General features: G+C 30.0%; 17 protein-coding genes and 1 pseudogene. 6 read left to right on the top strand and 12 right to left on the bottom strand.

Annotated elements, in window-relative coordinates:
* Positions 1–317 precede the first annotated feature (317 nt).
* The 8 genes from nifJ to B5F09_RS07490 form a co-directional block, all read right to left on the bottom strand.
* A complete protein-coding gene (gene nifJ / locus B5F09_RS07525) occupies positions 318–3836 on the bottom strand; it encodes a pyruvate:ferredoxin (flavodoxin) oxidoreductase (protein WP_087373323.1) in 3519 nt (1172 codons plus the stop codon).
* Between the two features lie 621 nt (positions 3837–4457).
* Positions 4458–4913 carry a hypothetical protein gene (locus tag B5F09_RS07520; protein ID WP_087373321.1) on the bottom strand — a complete coding sequence of 152 codons (456 nt, stop codon included), beginning with the start codon at positions 4911–4913 and terminating at the stop codon, positions 4458–4460.
* Positions 4914–5813, bottom strand: a complete 900-nt coding sequence (gene galU, locus B5F09_RS07515) for a UTP--glucose-1-phosphate uridylyltransferase GalU (RefSeq protein WP_087300149.1) — start codon at positions 5811–5813, stop codon at positions 4914–4916.
* A 14-nt stretch (positions 5814–5827) separates the two neighbouring features.
* A complete protein-coding gene (locus B5F09_RS07510) occupies positions 5828–6460 on the bottom strand; it encodes a rhomboid family intramembrane serine protease (protein WP_087373319.1) in 633 nt (210 codons plus the stop codon).
* A 1-nt stretch (position 6461) separates the two neighbouring features.
* The gene (locus B5F09_RS07505; RefSeq protein ID WP_087300153.1) at positions 6462–7454 is read right to left on the bottom strand and encodes a DNA-processing protein DprA; all 993 of its coding nucleotides are present in this window, start codon (positions 7452–7454) and stop codon (positions 6462–6464) included.
* A 15-nt stretch (positions 7455–7469) separates the two neighbouring features.
* Complete coding sequence (locus tag B5F09_RS07500; protein WP_087300155.1) at positions 7470–8450, bottom strand: asparaginase; 981 nt, start codon at positions 8448–8450, stop codon at positions 7470–7472.
* Positions 8451–8536: 86 nt separating this feature from the next.
* The gene (ppdK, locus tag B5F09_RS07495) at positions 8537–11203 is read right to left on the bottom strand and encodes a pyruvate, phosphate dikinase (RefSeq protein ID WP_087300157.1); all 2667 of its coding nucleotides are present in this window, start codon (positions 11201–11203) and stop codon (positions 8537–8539) included.
* Positions 11204–11333: 130 nt separating this feature from the next.
* Positions 11334–12935, bottom strand: a complete 1602-nt coding sequence (locus B5F09_RS07490; RefSeq protein ID WP_087373317.1) for a DEAD/DEAH box helicase — start codon at positions 12933–12935, stop codon at positions 11334–11336.
* Between the two features lie 130 nt (positions 12936–13065).
* On the opposite strand from B5F09_RS07490, the gene B5F09_RS07485 reads away from it, so the two are divergent.
* Complete coding sequence (locus tag B5F09_RS07485) at positions 13066–13446, top strand: PH domain-containing protein (protein WP_087300161.1); 381 nt, start codon at positions 13066–13068, stop codon at positions 13444–13446.
* Between the two features lie 102 nt (positions 13447–13548).
* On the opposite strand, the gene B5F09_RS07480 is transcribed toward B5F09_RS07485, so the two are convergent.
* From B5F09_RS07480 to B5F09_RS07470, 3 genes are all read right to left on the bottom strand, one after another.
* Positions 13549–14373, bottom strand: coding sequence for a hypothetical protein (locus B5F09_RS07480; protein WP_087373314.1), 825 nt, complete (start codon positions 14371–14373; stop codon positions 13549–13551).
* Positions 14374–14383: 10 nt separating this feature from the next.
* Positions 14384–15175, bottom strand: a complete 792-nt coding sequence (locus B5F09_RS07475) for a 3'-5' exonuclease (protein WP_087373312.1) — start codon at positions 15173–15175, stop codon at positions 14384–14386.
* A 180-nt stretch (positions 15176–15355) separates the two neighbouring features.
* Complete coding sequence (locus tag B5F09_RS07470) at positions 15356–16630, bottom strand: serine dehydratase subunit alpha family protein (protein WP_087300166.1); 1275 nt, start codon at positions 16628–16630, stop codon at positions 15356–15358.
* Positions 16631–16776: 146 nt separating this feature from the next.
* Between B5F09_RS07470 and asnA the strand changes: the two genes are divergently transcribed.
* The 3 genes from asnA (at position 16777) to B5F09_RS07455 (ending at position 21141) form a co-directional block, all read left to right on the top strand.
* Positions 16777–17784, top strand: coding sequence for an aspartate--ammonia ligase (gene asnA / locus B5F09_RS07465; protein ID WP_087300168.1), 1008 nt, complete (start codon positions 16777–16779; stop codon positions 17782–17784).
* A 228-nt stretch (positions 17785–18012) separates the two neighbouring features.
* Positions 18013–20052 (top strand): polyphosphate kinase 1, encoded by a 2040-nt coding sequence (gene ppk1 / locus B5F09_RS07460; protein ID WP_087373310.1) that lies wholly within the window; start codon positions 18013–18015, stop codon positions 20050–20052.
* Between the two features lie 21 nt (positions 20053–20073).
* Positions 20074–21141, top strand: coding sequence for a 6-phosphofructokinase (locus B5F09_RS07455; RefSeq protein WP_087373308.1), 1068 nt, complete (start codon positions 20074–20076; stop codon positions 21139–21141).
* A 36-nt stretch (positions 21142–21177) separates the two neighbouring features.
* On the opposite strand, the gene B5F09_RS07450 is transcribed toward B5F09_RS07455, so the two are convergent.
* Entirely contained in the window at positions 21178–21459 is a 282-nt protein-coding gene (locus tag B5F09_RS07450; RefSeq protein ID WP_087300172.1) for a thioredoxin family protein, read from the bottom strand.
* 142 nt (positions 21460–21601) lie between these two features.
* On the opposite strand from B5F09_RS07450, the gene B5F09_RS07445 reads away from it, so the two are divergent.
* Together B5F09_RS07445 and B5F09_RS07440 are read left to right on the top strand one after the other, a co-directional pair.
* A complete protein-coding gene (locus tag B5F09_RS07445) occupies positions 21602–22432 on the top strand; it encodes an alpha/beta hydrolase family protein (RefSeq protein WP_087373306.1) in 831 nt (276 codons plus the stop codon).
* A 155-nt stretch (positions 22433–22587) separates the two neighbouring features.
* Positions 22588–22965, top strand: a pseudogene (locus tag B5F09_RS07440) (GNAT family N-acetyltransferase); the annotation flags it as partial.
* Positions 22966–22993: the final 28 nt, after the last annotated feature.

The following is a 22993-nucleotide window of genomic DNA, read 5'->3' as shown; positions in this document are numbered from 1 at the left end:
GCACGCCGCCAGCGTTCATCCTGAGCCAGGATCAAACTCTCCATTGTCTTATCCTTTTCAAAGCCTCTTGGCTTCTGCTCTCTTTTTATCTATTAATTGACGTGTGTTCCTTTCGATTCTGTTCAGTTTTCAATGTCCTCTCCGGCTCTTTTGCCGACTAGTTTATCCTACACTCTTTTGTTGAATATTTTCTATTTCCCAAGTGCATTGTTATTCTAGCATTAATATTTACAATTGTAAAGATTTTTATACAATTTTTTTATAATTTTTTTACTTTTTTTCATTTTTAAAGAAAAATCAGAGGTTTCCCTCTGATTTTATACCATTCTTTCTAATCTTTCACGACGTTTTTTAGCATCTAATAAACATTTATCCATTAATTCATCAGCATGTTCTGGATTAACTTTAGATAATTGCGCGAAACGATTTTCTGATAACAAGAAATTTTTAAAGTTATCAAAGTTTGGTGCTTTAGAATCGATTTGTAATGGATTCTTTCCTTGATCTTCTAATCTTGGATCATAACGTAATAAGTTAAAGTATCCACAAGCAACTGCTTCTTTTTGTTGTCTTTGATGATTTGCTAAACCACCCTTAATTCCATGTTCAACACATGGTGCATAAGCGATAATTAATGATGGTCCATCATAGCTTTCAGCTTCTTTTAATGCTTTGATAGTTTGAGCAGTATTAGCTCCCATTGCAATTTGGGCAACATATACATGTCCATAAGCCATTGCAATTTGGGCTAAATCTTTTTTAGCTACAGATTTACCACCAGCAGTAAATTTAGCGATTGAACCAGCTTGTGAAGATTTTGATGATTGACCACCTGTATTAGAATATACTTCAGTATCTAATACTAAAATATTTACATTTTGATTATTAGCTATTACATGATCTAATCCACCATAACCAATATCATATGCCCAACCATCTCCACCGATGATCCATTGTGATTTTGTAACCATGTCACCTTCATGGTTCAATAATTCTTTAATATTTTCATTAGCAGAATCATTAACAGCTGCTAAAATCTTTGGTGTTAATTCTCTTTCTTTATTACGGTTACCTTTATTATCTACATATTCTTCTAATAATGCTTTTAATTCAGGTTCACAATCATCTTTATTTTCTTCAATAATTTTTAATAAATGACCTGTTTTATAGTTTTCAGCTAATTTCATTCCAAAACCATATTCAGCATTATCTTCGAATAATGAATTTGCCCATGCAGGTCCTTGACCATTTGGATCAATTGTACAAGGAGTTGAAGGAGTAGAACCAGAGTAAATTGAACTACATCCTGTAGCATTTGCAATCATCATATCTTTACCAAATAATTGAGAAACTAAACGATAGTATGGTGTTTCACCACATCCACCACAAGCTCCTGATACTTCGAAATAAGGTCTCATGAATCCAACACCTTTAGCAGTAGTTAAAGGATATTTATCATCACGATATTTTACTTTAGCATACATATAATCTGCTAATGGAGCATGTTTTAATTCTTCTTTAACATTAACCATTTCTAATGCTTTTTGACCTTTTTTACCTGGACATTCAGTAACACATAATCCACATCCAACACAGTTATCTGGTGAAACTTGGATACGATATACTAAACCACCCATATCTTTACCCATTGGTGTTAATACGTCATCAGCAATATCTTCTGGTAAATTAGCCATTTCTTCTTCATCTAATAAGAATGCACGAATTGTTGCATGAGGACATACCATTACACAGTTATTACATTGGATACAATTTTCTTTATTCCAACGAGGCACTTGAATTGCAATAGCTCGTTTTTCTTTAATTGCCACACCTGATTTCATAGAACCATCTAATTTATCCATGAATGCAGATACTGGTAAATCATATCCATCTAAGCTATTAATTACAGAAACGAATTGGTCAAAATGTTCATCTCCTGTAGTAGCTCTAGTATTATTAACTGTTAAATCAGACCATGTAGGATCAACAGTTACTTCTTCAATAGCATCTTTTCCAGCATCAATAGCTTTATAGTTTAATTGAACAATAGCATCACCTTTTTTACCATATGTCTTTTTAGCCATTTCTTTCATATATTCAACAGCCTTATCAATTGGTAAAATTTGTGGATTTAATGTAAAGAATGCAGATTGTAAAATTGTATTAGTTCTACGTCCCATTCCAATTTCACTTGCAATATCGTTAGCATTTATAATATAGAATTTAGCTTTTTTATCTGCCAATTGTTTTTTAACTCGATTTGGTAAATAATCTACTATTTCTTCTTTTGAGAATTCAGTATTTAATAAGAATGTTCCCCCATCTTTAAGATTTTTTAACATATCATATTTAATTACATAGTTATCTAATGAACAAGAAATAAAATCAGCATTATTTACATAATAAGTAGCTCTAATTGGAGAATGTCCAAATCTTAAATTAGAACGAGTAGCTCCACCAGCTTTTTTTGAATCATAAGCAAAATATGCTTGTGAATATAAATCAGTATGGTCACCAATAATTTTAATTGATGATTTATTAGCTGAAACTGTTCCATCTGATCCTAAACCATAGAATAAGCAAGCTGTATAATCAGCTTCAACATTGAATGTTGGATCTTCTTTTAATGATAAATGAGTTACATCATCATTAATACCGATTGTAAATGATGTAAATGGATCTTCTTCTAATAAATGATCATAAACAGCTTTAATTTGACGTGGTGTAGTATCTTTAGATCCCATACCATAACGTCCACCAATTATAGTTTTTACATGTTTTGCATCTTTTAATACACTTACAACATCTAAGTATAAAGGTTCCCCAGTAGCACCCATTTCTTTAGTTCTATCTAATACTGCAACTTTTTCAACTGTATCAGGTAAAACTTTTAATAAATATTTAGGTGAAAATGGCCGATATAAATGTACTTTAATTAAACCAACTTTTTCGCCTCTGCGATCTAATTCATCAATTGTTTCTTTAATTGTTTCTGTTACAGAACCCATTGCAATAATTATTCTAGTAGCATCTGGTGCTCCGTAGTATGTAAATGGTGCATAATGTCTTCCTGTAATTTCAGAAATTTTTTGCATATAATCATTTACAATTTCAACAACAGCTTCGTAATGTTTATTTTGAGCTTCACGTCCTTGGAAATAGATATCATCGTTTTCAGCGCCACCTCTTTCAATTGGATTGATATGAGGGTTTAACGCATTTTTCTTGAATCTTGCTAATGCTTCTTTATCTAACAAGCTTTCAAGAACATCATAATCCATTACTTCAACTTTTTGAATTTCATGAGATGTTCTAAATCCATCAAAAAAGTGCATAACTGGAACTGAAGCTTTAATTGCAGTTAAATGTGCAATTCCTCCCAAGTCCATAACTTCTTGAACTGAATGAGAGCAAATCATTGGCATTCCGACTTGACGGCATGCATATATATCTTGATGATCACCAAAAATATTTAGTGCTCTAGTAGCCAATGCTCTTGCAGACACATGGAAAACACCTGGTAATAATTCACCAGCAATTTTGTATAAATTTGGAATCATCAATAAAAGTCCTTGAGACGCTGTAAAAGTGGTAGCTAAAGCTCCTCCTTGTAAAGCCCCATGGACAGCACCAGCAGCCCCAGCTTCAGATTGCATTTCGATTACGTTTACTGGTGAACCAAAGATATTTTTCTTACCTTGAGCGGCCCACGCTTCTGCATTTTCTGCCATTGGAGATGAAGGTGTAATTGGATAAATACTAGCAACTTCTGTAAAGGCATAGGCGACATGCGCAGCAGCAGTATTACCATCCATTGATAAAAACTTTTTAGCCATTTTTTTAAATCCTCCTTTTGCATAACTTCATTATACTACTTTGTTTATATAAATGTCAAAAGACTTTACTTATTGAAAAATCTCAAAAATATCAATTTTTTAAACTTATTTAAAAGATTAAAATTAGAAACCTGAATATCGTATTTTTATTCAATTTATTAATAAGATTTTATCAAAAAATTCAGCCACGTATGAAACGCTTTATAAATCAATTGTAGTATATTTCCATAAAAATAACGTTTTCAATTATTACAATAATGTCTAAAAATTTTTAAATAGTTTTTAAATCTAATGAGTCATAACTTTTTAGCAAAAACAACCACTAAACCATATATTATTAACACACATAATAAAACAATTATTTTTATACTATAATTATAATTTTCATTTACCCTTAAGTACAATGCCTATATTACATTGCACTATTACATTAAAACATAGTAAAATTATTTGTATTGCCAACATTAAAATTTTTTATATTAAAAGATAATTTAAAATAAAAAAGCTGTAACTTTAAATAGTCAAAACTACTTAAAGTTACAGTGTTTTTATTAGATTATAGAAAATTAATGTTTTAAAATATCTTTTTTAACATAGTCAATTGATAAAATAACATTACTATTAATCTTTAATTGACAAATAAGAAACAATTGCCCCAAATAAATAAATTATCAGACTTCTAAAATCACCAGTAAACAACAATCTAAGATAAGTCAAAAATAAATCAAATATAATCGAAAAATCATTTATTGGTAAAGTCAAATAACTGTATAGAGTTTGTGAAATAACCATTCCTAAAAAATAAGTTATGACAGAAATAATAGCTAACTGCTGTCCACTTTTATTTAAGACACGTCGTATTGCCTGAGCTTGAATAATTCCAATTACAACCGTTAAAAGCATAAAACTAAATCCAGTTGAAATAAGAAGAACATTTAAAAACGCTGTTACCGCAATACCAACTGCAAAAGCAATTAAATAGTCACTGCCACGAACTTTTTCAGTGTTATGCTGATTAAAAAAAGCTTTTGCTTCTTTTCTTTGCTTATATTCTTGATATTTTTCACTAAATCCCATTTACATTTCTTCCTCTACAATTTTTTTAATATAATCGTGAACTTTTTCTTTTAAATCATCTCTTTTTAAAGCAAAATCAATTGTTGCCTTAACAAAACCAAATTTATCTCCTACATCATAACGAATACCTTCAAAATCATATGCATATACTGCCTGTATATCCATTAATCTTTTAATAGCATCCGTTAACTGAATTTCATTTCCTGCCCCTTTTTGTTGTGTCTCTAACAATTCAAAAATCTTTGGTGTTAATACATAGCGTCCTAACACCGCCATATCACTAGGCGCCTTATCAACTTCTGGTTTTTCAACCATATCATTAAGTTTAACTAAACGGCCATTACTTTCAACAGGATGAGATTTAGATGGACTGACAATCCCATATTTATTAACATCTTTATGATCAACTGTCTGCACTCCTACAACTGAAGCTTCTTTTTTCATAAAACTATCAATCAACTGTTTTAAAGCCGGTTTACCACCTTCATTAACAACCACATCATCACCTAATAAAACCGCAAAAGGCTCATCTCCGATAAACGATTTTGCACATAATACAGCATGCCCTAACCCTTTAGGTTCTTTTTGACGGATATAGTAAATATTAGCCATATTGGCAATATCCTGGATCATTTTAACCTGATCCATTTTTCCAGCTTCAGTTAAACGAGCTTCTAATTCATATGATTTATCAAAATGATTTTCCATTGAATGTTTATTTGAATTAGTAATAATCAAAATTTCTTCAATTCCACTATCAACAGCTTCTTGAATAATATATTGGATTGTTGGTGTATCAACAATCGGTAGCATTTCCTTTGCTAACGCTTTAGTAGCAGGTAAAAAACGTGTTCCAAGTCCCGCTGCTGGAATAATTGCTTTTTTTACTGTTTGTTTCATTTCTTCTCTCCTTATTAATTAACAAAATTATGGTCATTTGGTTTCCAAAATGAAAGAGGCATAAATTTAATCACTAACAAAGTTGCAACAAACCCGCCTATCATTCCAGAAACATGTCCAGATAACGATATTGATGGAATCAATACAGAAATCAAAAGCATCAAAATAACACTAGGTGCAATTTGTTTAAACAGGTAAGCATAAACATTTTTAAATTTCCAAGCCAAAGCAAGTAATGAACCCATTAAACCGAAAATTGCCCCTGAGATACCTCCCATTATACTATTAGCACCACTTCCAGTAAACATATAATAAATACATGGTAAAACTGTCGTTGCCAATGCTGAAGATAACAATATAATTAAATAACGTTTCATTCCCAACAAATGTTCCATAACTGAGCCTAAATTTATCAAAGAATAACAGTTACAAAAAATATGCATAATTCCAAAATGAATAAAATTTGCTGTTATTAAACGATAATATTGATTTAGTTCAATTACCAAAATTGGATTAAATCCCCCAGCTTCAATTCCCTGATAAGCATTCATTTCAAATCCATATTTTATTGTTGTATATATATAAACAACCATACAGATTCCAACAATCAAAGATGTTGCTGGAAACTTACGATAATCATAATCCATTTTATTCTCCTATAAATTCAAATATTGACATTTGATCAATATTTATCTCATTGTTTTCAATTACTTTTTTATTTTTTTCATAAATCATATCAAATGTATAATCAGATAAAACATCATTTACATACACCGGTGTTACTCCCATATCTAACAAACGATCATTTCCTAAATAAACCCCTTCAATTGCCATTGGAATTGTCCATTTATTATGTAAATTCTGTAATGCAGTAAACCAGGTAGCACCGTTATTAATGCTACTTGAAATAATAATCTGATATTTTGATAAAGCACAAACATAACTATTACGATCAATAGCATTAGTAACATCAAAGTAAGAATTCGGATCTTCTGCACATAACATTACTAATTGCCCATTTTTAATATAACGACTATATTCTTTTTGTTTAGCCGCTAAACGTTCACAGACAAAACTTACACAATTACAGCCATGTTGTAAAGCATATTTTAACGCAACAGTATCAATTCCTTTTGAATCATTAGAAATATATACATAATCTTCATCCACAACTTTATCAATCAAACGTTTAGTATGAATTCGATCTTTTTTTGTTACTTTAACTAACCCCATTAACGAAATACCATTTTTAATTATGCTAATATCACCACAATAAAATAAATATAACGGTGCTCTTTTTCTTAAATGTTTTGTTAAAAGATTAGGAAAATTATCTTCGTATTTTGTAGTGACATTGATACCTTTTTCTTCAAAATTATTCAAGATACTTAAAAATATATTTAATGTTTTTATTCGCTTGCTCATTTTATAAGCAACAAACTCATTGATCTCTAATAATTCCTCTAATTCACTTTGACTCATCGACAATAAACTAGCTGGTCCTTTTAACCCATGTTTTTTAATTGCCTTTTCGACTACAAGCCATTCGTCATTCGATAAAGGCGCTTCTTTATAGGCTTTTAATCGGGCACAAAACAACATCATTGCAATGCTATCAAGATTTAATCTAATTTGTCCCATTATTATGCCCCTTTCCTAATATTCATTAAATATCTTCTTAATTTCCTTAATATCATTAGTATATGCTAATGATAACATCAATAATACCCGTGCCTTTTGACCTGATAAAGTGTTGGCTGGAACACAAATATTATCAGGATCAAAATATTCATCTTCAATGACAATCCCTTGCTGTACTCGAGAAGCACGGACAAAAACAATGCCTTTTGCACTTAAACTTTCAATTTTTTCTAACCAGGCTTTATTGTAATTACCACGGCCACTGCCAATTATGACAATCCCACGATGATTTTGAGCCATAAAATCTAAAATACGGGCATCAGCACCAACATAATAATATACAATTCCTACAGCTGGCAATTTAGCTAAAGTCATCTTACTAAACACTGATAATAAAGTATGTTTTTTAAACATTCTTGAAAACATCATTACTTTATCATCGTTCATATATCCAAGACAACCAAAATCTTTTTGATCAAAAGCATCAGTTTTAAAATTATTAGTTTTTTGAATATCACGACCAGAATATATCGTACTTGAAAAAACCGCCATAACACCATGACCAATTGCTTCATCACTTGATGCTAAGCATACTGCCTGATATAAATTCAACGGACCATCAGCACTAGTAGCGCTAGCTGGTCTCATTGCCCCAGTTAAAACTACCGGTTTGTAGGTATGCAAAGTTAAATTCAAAAAATAAGCTGTTTCATCGAGCGTATCTGTCCCATGGGTAACAACAACACCATCAACATCATCTCTTTTTGTTAGTTCATTAATTTTATTAGCTAAAATAATCCAGCGTTCTTCATTCATTTCATTACTATCAAAATTAAACAGCTGGATTGCTTCTAAATCTGCAACATCATTAATTAACGGAATAGATTCTACAATATTTTCGATGGCAATTGTACCAGCATGATAATTAGCTGTTTTTCCAGCTTTACCACTACCTGCAATTGTACCACCTGTTGCTACTATAACAATTTTCTTCATTTAATCACCAAAAACATTATAACAAAATAATTAGACGATAAAAAGAAAAAACGTCTCTTTATTCAAGAGACGTTAAATTTATTATCTTATTTATCAGATACGATAACTTTATCTTTGTTATGTTCTAAGATAATTTGTTCTGCAGCAGCTTGTGCAGCAGCTAAACGAGCTACTAATACACGGTATGGTGAACAAGAAACGTAATTTAAACCTGCTTTGTGGCAGAATTTAATAGATTCAGGATCTCCACCATGTTCTCCACAGATTCCTAATTTAATATCAGGACGAGTGCTACGACCTTTTTGAGCAGCAATTTCAATTAATTGTCCAACACCATTTTGATCTAATGAAACAAATGGGTCAACTTGGAATACTTTTTTATCAATGTAATCTGGTAAGAAGCTTCCAATATCATCACGAGAGAATCCAAATGTCATTTGAGTTAAGTCGTTTGTACCAAATGAGAAGAATTCTGCATGTTTAGCGATTTGATCAGCAGTTAAAGCAGCTCTAGGAATTTCAATCATAGTACCAATCTTATATTGGATATCAGAGTTTTTAGCTTCTTTAGCAGCTTCAATAGCTTTTACTACATTATTTTTAACATATACAATTTCAGCTTCACTACCAATTAATGGTAACATGATTTCTGGAACAATTGTACATCCTAATTCTCTTTCAACATCAATTGCAGCATCAACAATTGCTTTTACTTGCATATTGTAGATTTCTGGATAAGTTACTGCTAAACGAGATCCACGATGTCCTAACATTGGGTTCATTTCTTTTAATGAAGCACCTTTAATTTTAACTTCTTCTAAAGTCTTACCTAATTTATCAGCAACTGCTTGATATTCTTCATCAGTATGTGGTAAGAATTCATGAAGAGGTGGATCTAATAAACGTACTGTTACTGGTAAACCTACCATAGCACGGTAAATTCCTCTAAAGTCTTCTACTTGGAATTTATATAATTCATCTAATGCTTTAATTCTTTCTTCAACTGTATCAGATAGAATCATTTGTCTTACATATTCAATTCTATCTCCTTCAAAGAACATATGTTCTGTACGGCATAATCCAATACCTTCAGCACCAAATTTAATTGCTACTTCAGCATCTCTAGGACTATCAGCATTTGCACGAACTGCTAAAGTTTTAACTTCATCAGCCCAGCTCATTAATTCAGCAAAGTCACCAGTTAATTCTGATTCTTGTACTTCTAAGACACCTTCGTATACTTTACCAGTAGTACCATCTAATGATAATTCAGTTCCTTCTGGATAAGTTACACCATCAATTGTAAATGTTCTTGCATCATAATCAATTGATAATGCTTTAGCACCTACGATACAGCATTTACCCATACCACGAGCAACTACAGCTGCATGGCTAGTCATACCACCAGTAGAAGTTAAGATACCTTCGCAGTCAACCATACCTTGGATATCTTCTGGTGAAGTTTCATGTCTTACTAATAAAACATTTTCTCCAGCTTCTTTCATTTCATGAACTTTATCAGCTGTTAAATATACTTTACCTGATCCAGCACCTGGTGAAGCAGGTAAACCTTCTGCTAATTCTTTACCATTTTTCAAAGCTTCTTCAGTGAAGTTTGGATGTAATAATTGAGATACTTGATCAGCTTCAATTCTAGTTAAAGCTTCTTGTTTTGTAATTAATCCTTCATGTACTAAATCTACTGCAATTTTTAAAGCTGCTTGACCTGTACGTTTACCATTACGAGTTTGTAAAATGAATAATTTTCCATTTTCAACTGTAAATTCACAGTCTTGCATATCACGATAATGAGTTTCTAAGCCCTTAACAATTTTTACTAATTGAGCATAGATTTCTGGCATATCTTCTTCTAATTTAGCGATTTTTTGAGGTGTTCTAATACCAGCAACAACGTCTTCACCTTGTGCGTTAATTAAATATTCACCATAAATATGATTATCCCCATTAGCAGCATTACGAGTAAATAATACCCCAGTTCCTGAGTCATTACCCATATTACCAAATACCATTTGTTGAACGTTTACTGCAGTACCTAAATCATGAGAAATACCGTTTAAATTACGATAGATAATAGCACGTTCATTATTCCAAGATCTAAATACAGCTAGAACAGCCCCCATTAATTGTTCTTTAGCATCTTGTGGAAAATCTCTTCCTAATTCTGTTTTGAAAATTTCTTTATATTGAGGAATAATAATATTTTCAAAATCATCTGCAGTGATATCCAAATCACTTTCATATCCATTTTTAGTTTTTAATTCAGTTAATTTTTCTTCAAATTTTTCTTTGTCGATTTCACAAACGACATCACTGTACATTTGAATAAAACGACGATAACTGTCATAAGCAAATCTTCTATTGTTTGATTGTTTTGCTACTACTTCAACAGTTTGATCATTTAAACCTAGGTTAAGAATTGTATCCATCATACCTGGCATAGAGAATTTTGCCCCAGAACGTACAGAAACTAATAATGGGTTTTCCATATCTCCTAATTTTTTACCAGCTAATTTTTCAAGTCTTTCTAAGCATTCATCAATTTGTTTTTTCATTTCATCATTGATGATTTGTCCATCAGCATAATATTCATTACATGCTTCTGTTGTAACAGTGAAACCTTGAGGTACAGGTAATCCTAAATTAACCATAGCAGCTAAGTTAGCACCTTTACCACCAAGAAGGTCACGCATCATTTCGTTCCCTTCACTAAACATATAAACATATTTTTTCATCTAATCTAATCCTCCTTAGAATTAATCCATGAGTATATTATACACATCTTATTCAATCGGTTCAAGTGTAAGCGGTTTAAAAATTATTTTTTCCAAAAAAAAGATTGCGCTTTCACACAATCTTTCTATCTTACTTTTGGTTTGCAATTTCTATTTCAATTCGACGATTATTGATCTTTTGACGATTACATTTTTTTAACACCTTACTAATTACCTGTTCATTAATATCGACAAAAGTAAATTTTCTTTTAATATCAATATCACCAATATCATCTTTTCTAATTCCAGCTTTAGAAACAAAGAAATTAATAATATTACTTGCTTTAATGCGATCCATACTACCAGCAGTTATAAAAATTCTTACATAACCATCTTCATTTCTTTGCCGTTGTTTTTTAGAATTAGTTATCTCTTGAATTTCATCACGTTTATAATCATATCCTAATTGTTGACGATATAACATATGTAATAATGCTGCAGCAAAATCTGGTAATAATGTTGGATCTAATTCATTGATAATTGATTTAAATTTCTTATGATTTCCAGCTAAAATTTCATCTTCGACCTGACTTACTAATGTTCCAATCTTATTTTCAGAAATTTCTTGAAGAGTAGGTATTTTAGCTTTAGAAATAGTTGTTTTAGTTACTCGTTCGATTTGTCTTAAAAAGCTTTTTTCGCGTGGCGTAATGATAGTATAAGCCTGTCCTTCTTTATTAGCACGACCAGTACGTCCAATTCGATGAACATAAGATTCGATATCTTGTGGTAACTCGTAATTAATTACGTGGGTTACGTTTTCAACATCGATTCCTCGAGCAGCTACATCAGTAGCAACTAAAAAATTAATAGTTCCATTTTTAAACTTTCTTAACGTATTCAAACGATGATTTTGTGATAAATCACCATGCATAGCTTCAACATTATATTTTGCCTGTTGCATTTTTTCTGTAACTTCATCAACACTTCTTTTAGTACGGCAAAAAATAATACCGGTTTTAATATCAGCAGCATCGATTAATCTACACATCGCTTCAAAACGATCTTTATGCTTTACTTCATAATAATATTGTTTAACTGAAGTTGCTGTAGTTTGTTTGGAAATTACCGCAACGTGTTTAAAATCATCATGCATATAATTTTGAGCAATTTTTTTAATTCCTGTCGGCATTGTTGCTGAAAATAAAATCGTTTGACGATCATCATCGACTTTTTCAAGGATCGTTTCAATATCTTCAACAAATCCCATATTTAACATTTCATCAGCTTCATCTAATACAACATACTTGATATTGTCTAATTTTAAAACATTACGGCGCATTAAATCCATAACCCGTCCTGGTGTTCCAACAATAATATCAACACCTTTTTTAATATTACGAATCTGTCGTTCAATTTCACTGCCTCCATACACACAAGTAATTCGACAATCACTGAATTTACCAATTCGTCCCAATTCTTCATGAATCTGCATTGCCAATTCACGAGTTGGTGATAAAACAATTGCCTGTGGCAATATATCATTACCAGCTTTTAACTTTGATAATAAAACACTTCCAAATGCTAATGTTTTTCCAGTTCCCGTTTGAGCCTGCCCAATTACATCAACACCTGTTAATAATACTGGTATTGCCTCTTCTTGAATCCGTGAAGGGTTAGAAAATCCCATTGCTGCAATTGCTTTTAATACATTTTTACTTAATCCTAATTCATTAAATTTATTTTCAATCATTCTACATACCTTTCTAAATATTTCTGTGAGAGTATATCATATAATTTTATCTTATACAATTTAATTTTTTATTTTAAAACACCAAAATTATTGATATAATTTTTAAAAGCAAATAAAGGTGGTGAACTTTATGAATAACAATACTGTTTGGAAAGATCGAAAACATTTTATGTGGTTTCCAATTAGTTTCACTAAATATGAAATTAAAAATGAACGTTTATATCAAGAAACCGGTCTTTTTAATACTCACTATGATGAATTACTTTTATACCGAATCACAGATCTATGTCTTAAAAGATCATTAGCACAAAAAATCTTTGGTACTGGTACAATTGTTTTATCTACTAAAGCAGATAGTGATAAAGAAGTTTTATTAAAAAATGTAAAAAATCCAAAAGAAGTAAAAGATCTAATTTCACATCTTGTTGAAGAAGCTAGAGATCGTAAAAAAGTAGTTGGCAAAGAATTCTTTGATGATAGTAGTGATGATTTAGATGATTTTGATTTATAAAAATAAAGCTATTGGTTAAGCAAAGTTACCAATAGCTTTATTTGTTAATTTATCGACAATCAATTATATCTATCCTTTAGTTTTCATTAATATTAAACATTTTTATTTTAGCACTTGTTCAGTTACAAAATCATATACTAAAAAATTTTCATGATTTTTAAATAATATATCACTATCAACAGTAGTTAACATATATGTAATTCGATTCAAAATATTAAATACATTTTCAAAATCACTATTTTTTAAAGTATTATCACGATGCAAGACAAAAATATTACGATGGCTGCCTTGATATCCTTTAAAATAAGCTCGATCCTCACGGTAAAAAGTTATCAAATACTCATAATCATCATTTTCTTTATCATCTAAATTATTATAAATCCATAATTCGTATTTATCATCTAAAATATAATAAATAAGCTTAACAACTGAATAATTTTCATTATTTTTCAACAAATGAAAATTATAAATACCACTAAAATCCAAATCCTTTAAGACACCATAGCAATCATATAAAGCTTTATCAATAAAATTCTGTTTTTTTACCGATAAATAATATTTTTGTTTAGGTTTGATTGCTTCTAAATGCTTAGCCATCTGGATAAATTTTTCCATTGTTTTATTATCTGATTCAATAATATAATCCCAAACAATTACTTTAATACTATATATACGCTTATTATCACTAACAGTATATAATAATTTATCTTCTAATTTTAAATTTCCAGCCAGCTGCCAAAAACGAGTATCCAAGTTATTGGCAGCTAATACAGTTTTTCCTTTTAAAAAAGTATAATCGTGATATTTTTTAATTCCCACCATAGTATTAATAATATCACTTAGTTCTTCAAATGATTTATCTTGTTCAATATCAAAAACTTCATTTATATCTTTATATATAATTTTTAATCGATATTTATTTGCCATAATTCCTCCACTACTCATTGATTTTCATCAATAAAGCTGCCATATGCTTACATTTATTACCACGCATTGCATAAGGACAATTACATGCCATCTTTTTTATTTTACCCTGTTCAACAATAATTGACACTAAATAATCTTGACTACCTTTAACACTAGCTACAATCTGTTGTTTTTCTTGATATATAATATCTACACTGTTATTGTCATATATTTGTTGTCCATTATTTATTATCTGTTTTCTAAATAAACTTTGCCAATTATCAATTGTTGCTTCTTGCAATTGTTTTTTATGATTTTTTAATTCCTGAATCTTATCAAAACAATAACGAGTAGCTTTTACATCTTCTAAAGCATCATGTGCTTTAAACTCAAAACCAAAGTACTGAGCGCAAACAGTCAGTGATTTCCATTTATAACCACCACGATAACTTTTTTCTCCATAAATTGGAGCAAACTCTTTCATTGGATCACGAAACTGGTATTTTGAAACATCAATACCATAATTTTCCAACATTCCTTTTTCAAAAGCAATATTGTAACAAACAATAAAATCATAATCTTCAAATATACTAATAATCTGTTCTAAATAATGTTCAAAAGGCATTTTATTTTTTACCATGGCTGGTGTAATCCCATGAACTTTTTGAGCATCTACCCAAGAAAAATGATGCTTAGGGCAACACAACTCATGTAATAAAATTTCATCATCTTGATTAATAATAGCTACTTGTACTACTTCATCATCATGATATTTATTGATTCCGGTAGTTTCAAAATCCATTACAACATAACGCGCGCTCATTATTTCACCTCACATATGACTAGTTTATCATAATAATTAATCTAAAGCCAATAATAAGTATTTATTTAAAAAATAAAAAAATAGTTGTTTATTTTAAAATATTTTATCTTTACAATCTATTTTTACTAGTTTTCAAATTTTCTAATAAAAAAGCCATCTAATAGTCTAGACAGCTTTTAACTAACAATTTGTCATAATCTTGATTATTTCTTTATCAGTTTCTTTCATGCCTTCTTTACCAAGTCTAACAACATTAGCGATAGTATTTTCGACTCCTTTTTTAACGATACCGTCACCATCTTTAAACTGCTGTCCTTCAATATACATTCGATATCCTAAAATCCCAGCATCAACACTTGCAGCAATTTTAGCTGCACAAGAAGACTTTGCTCCATCACAAATAATTCCTGAAGTTATCGCCAATGAATTTACAATAGTGTGAGCAATACATTTATAATCGCCACCATATAAATAAGCAATTCCACAGCCAGCAGCACAACCAGCACTTACTGCCCCACAATATGCTGATAAACGACCCATTCCGGATTTTTGATGAATTGCAATTAAATTAGCTAGTACTAAAGCCCGATATAATTTTGTTTGACTAACTTTTAATTCTTTAGCATATTCGATTACCGGCAATGAAACAGTCAACCCTTGATTACCACTTCCAGAATTGATTACAACTGGTAATTCACATCCACTCATTCTAGCGTCGCTACCAGCAGCGGCCATAGCTTTAGCTTTGATTGCAATATCATCACCAGTCTTTAATAATACACTACCAATATTAGCACCATAATCATTTTCTAATCCTTCTTTAGCTATAGCACTATTATAGTTTATTTGTCGTTCAATCGTTGCTTTGATATCATCTATCTTTACAGTATTTGCAAATTCATATATATCAGCAACATTTAAACAATCACGATTATTATTTTCTTTTTGACATTTGCAATTTTCATCTTTTACAAATATTTTTTCATCATTTTTTTCAATTAAGATAATATTAGTATGTTGATCAACAATTCTAACTACTACCTTATCATTATTATTGAACAATGTAATTTTAATATCTAAAATATGATCACTATCCAACGGTTTAATTTCGATACAATCTTTAGCTAAATATTCTTCTATTTTACTAATCTGTTCCTTTTTTACATCTGCAATTACCTCTAGGATTCGATCTGTTTTACCAGCAATTATTCCAGCTGCAACAGCTGCTTCAATTCCTTTTAAAGAATGGGTATTGGGAACAATTACACTTTTAACGTTTTTAATAATATTCCCACTAACTTCTACTAAACAATGCGTAGGAACAGCATTTAAAACATCACGCGCTTTACTTGCACAATAAGCTAATGCAATTGGTTCCGTACAACCCATTGCCGGTACCAATTCTTCTTTTAAAATTTGCAAATAAGTCTGATACTTTTTATTATCGATTACCATTTTTATTACACTCCTTTATCACACACGTACAATATTAGCGGTTTTTTTAGTCTTTTACAATAAAAATCCACTATTTTAGTGTTGTAACCTTGTCTTTATACATGTTACAATGGATAAAAATTAATCAAAGGAGAGTTAATACTACAATGAAACTGATTTTACCAGAAAACTATGATCCTGTTTTAGACTTGCGTCAAACACAGGAAGCAATTAAATACATTCGTGACACATTTCAAAAAGAAATAGGAAAAGTTTTAGGAGTATCAAGAATTTCTGCTCCATTATTCGTACCTAGAAACAGTGGTTTAAATGATAACTTAAATGGCTTTGAATCTCCGGTTTCTTTTGAAATTAAAGAAATTCCTGGACAAACAATTGAAGTTGTTCATTCCCTTGCAAAATGGAAAAGAATGGCATTAAAAAAATATAACTTTAAAATGCATGAAGGTTTATATACTAACATGAATGCCATTAGAAAAGATGAAGAAGTCGATAATTTACATTCATACTATGTAGATCAATGGGATTGGGAAAAAATCATTGCTAAAGAAGAACGAAATGAAGAAACTTTAAAACATCATGTACGTGAAATCTTTAAAGTAATAAAACATATGGAACACGAAGTTTGGTATAAATACCCTCAAGCTGTTAATCCATTACCTGATCAAATACATTTCATCACTTCTCAAGAACTTGAAGATCGTTATCCTGATTTGGTTCCTACAGAAAGAGAAAACAGAATCTGTAAAGAATTAGGTTGCGTTTTTGTAATGGGAGTTGGAAAGAAATTAAAAAGCGGTATTAAACATGATGGTCGCGCTCCTGATTATGATGATTGGGATTTGAATGGTGATATTTTATTCTGGTTTGAACCATTACAATGTGCTTTAGAAATATCTTCAATGGGAATTCGTGTTGATGAAGACACTTTAGTTAAACAATTAAAAGCAGAAAATTGTTTGGAACGATTAGAATTACCATTCCACAAACAAATTTTAAATAAAGAATTACCATATACAATTGGTGGTGGTATTGGTCAATCACGTTTATGTATGTTATTATTAAATAAAGTTCATGTTGGCGAAGTACAAGCTAGTATCTGGCCTCAAGAAATGATTGAAGAATGCGAAAAGCATAATATCCATTTATTATAGAAATAACACCGTTTTAAATTACGGTGTTTTTTTAATAAATTAAGTTGTCATCTAATAAAATCAAAGTATAATTAAAATAGACAGTGGCATATTATGGTAGAAATTCATGTCAAAATGTTAAGGTTATCTAAAGAATTGGTTATGGTTTTGTAAGATAGTCTTTTTTACTTGAATAATTTCTAAAATAATATTATGTTATTTCTAAGAAAAATTAGGAGGAATTTTTTTATGGATATATGCATGGAAAACAGAGAGTTATCTTGGCTAAAATTTAATAATCGTGTTTTATTGCAAGCCAAAGATAAAGATGTTCCATTAGGAGAAAAATTAAGTTTTATTTCAATATTTCAATCTAATTTAGATGAATTTTTTATGGTTAGAATTGGATCATTATATGATCAAATGTTATTCTATCCAGCATCTAAAGATAATAAAACAGGAATGACTGCCCAACAACAGCTAAGCGCCTGTTTAAAAAGAATTACATATTTAAATAAGAAAAAAGACCAGATTTATCAACATATTTTAGATGAATTAAATGTTTTAGGTTGGGGAATTGTTAAATATAAAGATTTAAAAAACAAAGAAGATCGCAAATATTTTGGAGATTATTTTGAAAGAGAAATCTTGCCTTTAGTTTCTCCACAAGTTATTTCTAAAAGACAACCTTTCCCTTTTTTAAAAAATCGTGAATTATATATTGTTGTTCAATTAGAATCTAAAAAAGGAAAACGTAAAATGGGAATTGTTTCTTGTTCTAATGCTATGGATCAAAGATTAATTGCTATTCCTAGTATGCAAGGAAAATTTATTTTAGTAGAAGATATTATTTTACATTTTGTTTCTAAGATTTTTTCTAAATACAAAATTAAAAATAAAGCATTTATTCGCGTTACTCGTAGTGCTGATATTGATGAAGATGATCATTCTTTAGAGGGACATGAAGATTATCGAGAAATGATGGAGACATTAATTAAACAAAGACGAAAATTAAATCCAATGCGTTTAGAAATGTCACCAGGATTAGAAGATTTAGAAGTCTTAATGCTAATGAATTTCTTGAATTTAAAGAAAAATCAAGTATTTACTAGTAATGCACCATTAGATTTATCCTTTACAAGCAAACTTCGTGATTATTTACGCTTTATTCATCCTGAAATTTTTTATAAACGTTTGGAAGCTCAAAATAGTCTATTAGTTGAAAATAGAGTGCCAATGATTAAACAGATTTTAAAGAAAGATATTTTACTGGCATATCCATTTGAATCAATGTCACCATTTTTACGATTACTTGATGAAGCTAGTCGTGATCCAAATGTTGCTAGTATTAAAATGACTTTATATCGGGTAGCTAAAAAATCTAAAATTATTAAATCATTAATTGAAGCAGCTGAAAACGGTAAAGAAGTCGTTGTATTAGTAGAGTTACGTGCAAGATTTGATGAAGAAAATAATATTGACTGGTCAAAACGATTAGAAGAATCTGGTTGTCGTGTTATCTATGGTTTAGATGGTTTAAAAGTTCATTCAAAATTATGTTTAATAACATATAAAAACAATCAAGGGGTTCAATATATTTGTCAAATTGGTACTGGTAATTACAATGAAAATACTGCAAAATTATATACCGATTTATCTTTAATGACTTCTAATCATGAAATTGGTGAGGAAATGAATACTATTTTCAATCATTTATCACTTGGAGAAACTGATAATGATGAAAAATTATTAATGGTTGCTCCAAATTGTATGATTTCTAAGATTTTTGAACGAATTGATAAACAAATTGCCTTAGCAAAAGAAGGAAAAGAAGCATATGTTGGTTTTAAATGTAATTCAGTTACTTCAAAAGAAATGATTGATAAATTAATAGAAGCTAGTCAAGCTGGTGTAAAAATTGATATGATTGTTCGTGGTATTTGTTGTATTCTTCCAGGTGTTCCTGGACTAACTGAAAATATTAATATTATCTCTATTGTTGGTCGTTATCTTGAACATTCAAGAATCTATATTTTTGGAACTGGTGAAGATCAAGAAGTATTTATTTCTTCTGCTGATTTGATGACTCGTAATCTAGAAAGACGTGTTGAAGTTGCAGCTCCAGTTCTAGATGAGAAATTAAAGAAAAGAGTTGTAGGTATGTTTGAAACTATGCTTCAAGATAATGTTAAAGCTAGTCGACTTTTAAGCGATGGTACTTATAAAAGAGTTAAAAATAAAAAGCCGCCATTAAACAGCCAAGAATATTTTTTCAAAGAACGTCAATAAAATAAAAGAAGGAGTGATAAAATGCGTGTTGGATTATTAACAAGCGGAGGCGATTGTCAAGCCTTAAACGTAACTATGCGCGGCTTAGCAAAAACATTATATCGTAATGTAGAAGATGTAGAAATTATCGGTTTTTTACATGGTTATAAAGGTCTAATGTATGGTGATTATCAAAAAATGAAACCAAAAGACTTTTCAGGAATAATAAATGTTGGTGGTACTATTTTAGGTACTTCAAGATGTCCATTTAAAAAGATGCGCGTAATTGAAGATGGTTTTGATAAAGTAGCAGCCATGAAAAAAACATATCAGGATTTAAAACTAGATTGTCTTGTAGTATTAGGTGGTAATGGTTCTATTAAATCTGCAAATCTACTATCTGAAGAAGGATTAAATGTCATTGCCTTACCTAAAACAATTGATAATGATACTTGGGGAACTGATTATACATTTGGCTATCAATCAGCAATAAATATTGCTACTAATTATTTAGATCAAATTCATACTACTGCTGCTAGTCACAATCGTGTCTTTATAATCGAAGTAATGGGTCATAAAGTTGGACATATTTGTTTATCAGCAGGTATCGCTTCAGGTGCTGATGTTATTTTATTACCAGAAATTCCTTACGATATTAAAAAAGTAAGTAAAGCAATCAAACAAAGAGAAAAAGATGGTAAAAAATTTAGTATTATTGCTTGTGCTGAAGGAGCTATTTCTAAAGAAGATGCTCGTCTTACAAAAAAAGAATATAAAGCAATTGTTCAAGCTCGTAATGGCCGTTCAGTAGCTTATGAAGTAGCTGAAGAATTAGCACAATATATTGATAGTGAAATCCGTGTTTCTTGTATTGGCCATGCACAACGTGGTGGTCAGCCTTGCCCTTATGACCGTCAAATTTCCACAAGATTTGGTATCGAAGGAGCAAGACTAGTTATGGCTAATGACTATGGAAAATTAGTGGTATTGAAAAATAACGAAATATCTGCTATTCCGTTAAATGAATCAGCAGGTAAATTAAAATTTGTTGACCCTAATGGTCCTGAAGTTACTGATGCAAAATTACTAGGTATTTCATTTGGAAATTAAAAAATAGTCTCTTGAATTATTTTCAAGAGACTATTTTTATCTAGCTAAAGCTTGATCTAAAACTCCTTTTACGTGAGCTTTACATTCTTCATAAGTTTCAAACAAATAAGCTTCATATAACTTTTCTTGACCAATAAACATACTAGGTGTTGCATAGTAATCATATTGATCAATAATTTCTGGATTTCTTGATTCTTCAATCCAATCTATTTCTACTTGACCATAATCAGGATTTTCATCAATCAATTCATCTAAGGCTTTTTTTGCTTGAATGCAATAAGGACATTTTTCTAAATAAAAACAAGTTACTTTTTTCATCTTAATTCTCCTCTATCTTCTATAAATTATTCTACAATGATTTTTGATTCCAAACAATTAATATGCTTATCTAAATATTTTCAGAGTATTTTTTTATCATCAATTTTATGATAAAATTTTAAATAGCAAAGGAGATTTTAATATGGCATTAATTAAAGTAGATTTTTTAAGTAAATATTTAATGAGAACAGTAAGTTTTCAAGCAATTATTCCCGTAGATAATTTCGATGAAACTACATATAATCAAGAAGTAAAACCTTTTAAAACATTATATTTGCTTCATGGTATCTTTGGTAATGATACTGATTGGGTTAGTGGTACAAGAATCCAGGCTTGGGCAAACGACTATAATTTAGCTGTTATTATGCCAGCTGGAGAAAACAAGTTTTATTTAGATAATAATTATAGTGGTGAAAGCTGGAGTAAATTTATTGGTGAAGAGTTAGTAACTTTTACCCGTAAATTATTTCCATTATCAAATAAAAGAGAAGATACTTTTATAGCTGGACTTTCAATGGGTGGTTATGGTGCTTTAATCAACGGATTAAAATATCATGAAACTTTTGGTTATATTGCTGCACTTTCACCAGCATTAATGTTAGATGATTATCTTAACGGTACGCTTGAAATTCCTTTGATTCCTAAAGAGTCACATTATTTTGAATTTATATTTGGCAAAGCTGAAGATATTAAAGGTTCTGATAAAGATTACAAGCATTTAATAAAAACATTAGTTTCACAAAATGTAACTTTACCTGAATTATATATCTGTATAGGTAAAGATGATAGCTTATTAAAAAATGTAGATGATTTTGATGAATATTTAAATCAATTACAAGTAAAACATACATATGTTATTGATAGTGGTGGTCATGAATGGTACTTCTGGGACAAATATATTCATAAAATTCTAGACTGGTTACCACTTACAAGTAATAACATGGGAATTAATTCTGGAAATGTAACTAAATAATTAAATGGTCTATTTATAGACCATTTATTGTGTAGAAAGGATAAAACTATAATGATAATAAGAAATGCAAAAATAAGTGATTTAGATCGAATAACCGAAATTGGAAAAAATGTTATCCTCCAAATGAAGCAGCTACTAAAGAAGAATATTATTATCGCTTATTAAGCTACCCTGATCATTTTTGGTTATTGCGAGATGGAAATAATATTACTGCATTTATTAATGAATCAGTTACTAATTATGACACTATTTATGATGAAATGAATCATGATCCTTCTTTTCATCATGAAGATGGCTTATACCAAGCTATTTTAGGGGTAAATACTGACCCTCTTTATCAAAATCAAGGCTACGCTTCAAAAATTATGAAACAGGTTATTAGTGATGCTAAAAAGCAAGGTCGTAAAGGTTGTATATTAACATGTAAAAAAGAACTAATTGCTTATTATCAAAAATTTGGTTTTAAAAATTACGGCATTTCTAAATCATCTTTAGCTAATCAAACATGGTATGATTTAAAGTTATTATTTTAAATAAATTGTATTGACTTATAGTATACTT

The organism is Erysipelatoclostridium sp. An173, from assembly GCF_002160495.1.
GTDB classification, from domain to species: Bacteria; Bacillota_I; Bacilli_A; order Erysipelotrichales; family Coprobacillaceae; genus Thomasclavelia; species Thomasclavelia merdavium.
This window is presented reverse-complemented; position numbering and strand designations above follow the sequence as displayed.

Bases quoted from the DNA above. Each gene is read 5' to 3' on its own strand.
- B5F09_RS07485 (WP_087300161.1), top strand. From the start codon at position 13,066: ATGAATAACAATACTGTTTGGAAAGATCGAAAACATTTTATGTGGTTT.
- ppdK (WP_087300157.1), bottom strand. From the start codon at position 11,203: ATGAAAAAATATGTTTATATGTTTAGTGAAGGGAACGAAATGATGCGT.
- B5F09_RS07505 (WP_087300153.1), bottom strand. From the start codon at position 7,454: ATGGGACAAATTAGATTAAATCTTGATAGCATTGCAATGATGTTGTTT.
- B5F09_RS07445 (WP_087373306.1), top strand. From the start codon at position 21,602: ATGGCATTAATTAAAGTAGATTTTTTAAGTAAATATTTAATGAGAACA.
- B5F09_RS07455 (WP_087373308.1), top strand. From the start codon at position 20,074: ATGCGTGTTGGATTATTAACAAGCGGAGGCGATTGTCAAGCCTTAAAC.
- asnA (WP_087300168.1), top strand. From the start codon at position 16,777: ATGAAACTGATTTTACCAGAAAACTATGATCCTGTTTTAGACTTGCGT.
- B5F09_RS07510 (WP_087373319.1), bottom strand. From the start codon at position 6,460: ATGGATTATGATTATCGTAAGTTTCCAGCAACATCTTTGATTGTTGGA.
- B5F09_RS07470 (WP_087300166.1), bottom strand. From the start codon at position 16,630: ATGGTAATCGATAATAAAAAGTATCAGACTTATTTGCAAATTTTAAAA.
- ppk1 (WP_087373310.1), top strand. From the start codon at position 18,013: ATGGATATATGCATGGAAAACAGAGAGTTATCTTGGCTAAAATTTAAT.
- galU (WP_087300149.1), bottom strand. From the start codon at position 5,813: ATGAAACAAACAGTAAAAAAAGCAATTATTCCAGCAGCGGGACTTGGA.
- B5F09_RS07490 (WP_087373317.1), bottom strand. From the start codon at position 12,935: ATGATTGAAAATAAATTTAATGAATTAGGATTAAGTAAAAATGTATTA.
- B5F09_RS07450 (WP_087300172.1), bottom strand. From the start codon at position 21,459: ATGAAAAAAGTAACTTGTTTTTATTTAGAAAAATGTCCTTATTGCATT.
- B5F09_RS07520 (WP_087373321.1), bottom strand. From the start codon at position 4,913: ATGGGATTTAGTGAAAAATATCAAGAATATAAGCAAAGAAAAGAAGCA.
- B5F09_RS07500 (WP_087300155.1), bottom strand. From the start codon at position 8,450: ATGAAGAAAATTGTTATAGTAGCAACAGGTGGTACAATTGCAGGTAGT.
- B5F09_RS07475 (WP_087373312.1), bottom strand. From the start codon at position 15,175: ATGAGCGCGCGTTATGTTGTAATGGATTTTGAAACTACCGGAATCAAT.
- B5F09_RS07480 (WP_087373314.1), bottom strand. From the start codon at position 14,373: ATGGCAAATAAATATCGATTAAAAATTATATATAAAGATATAAATGAA.
- nifJ (WP_087373323.1), bottom strand. From the start codon at position 3,836: ATGGCTAAAAAGTTTTTATCAATGGATGGTAATACTGCTGCTGCGCAT.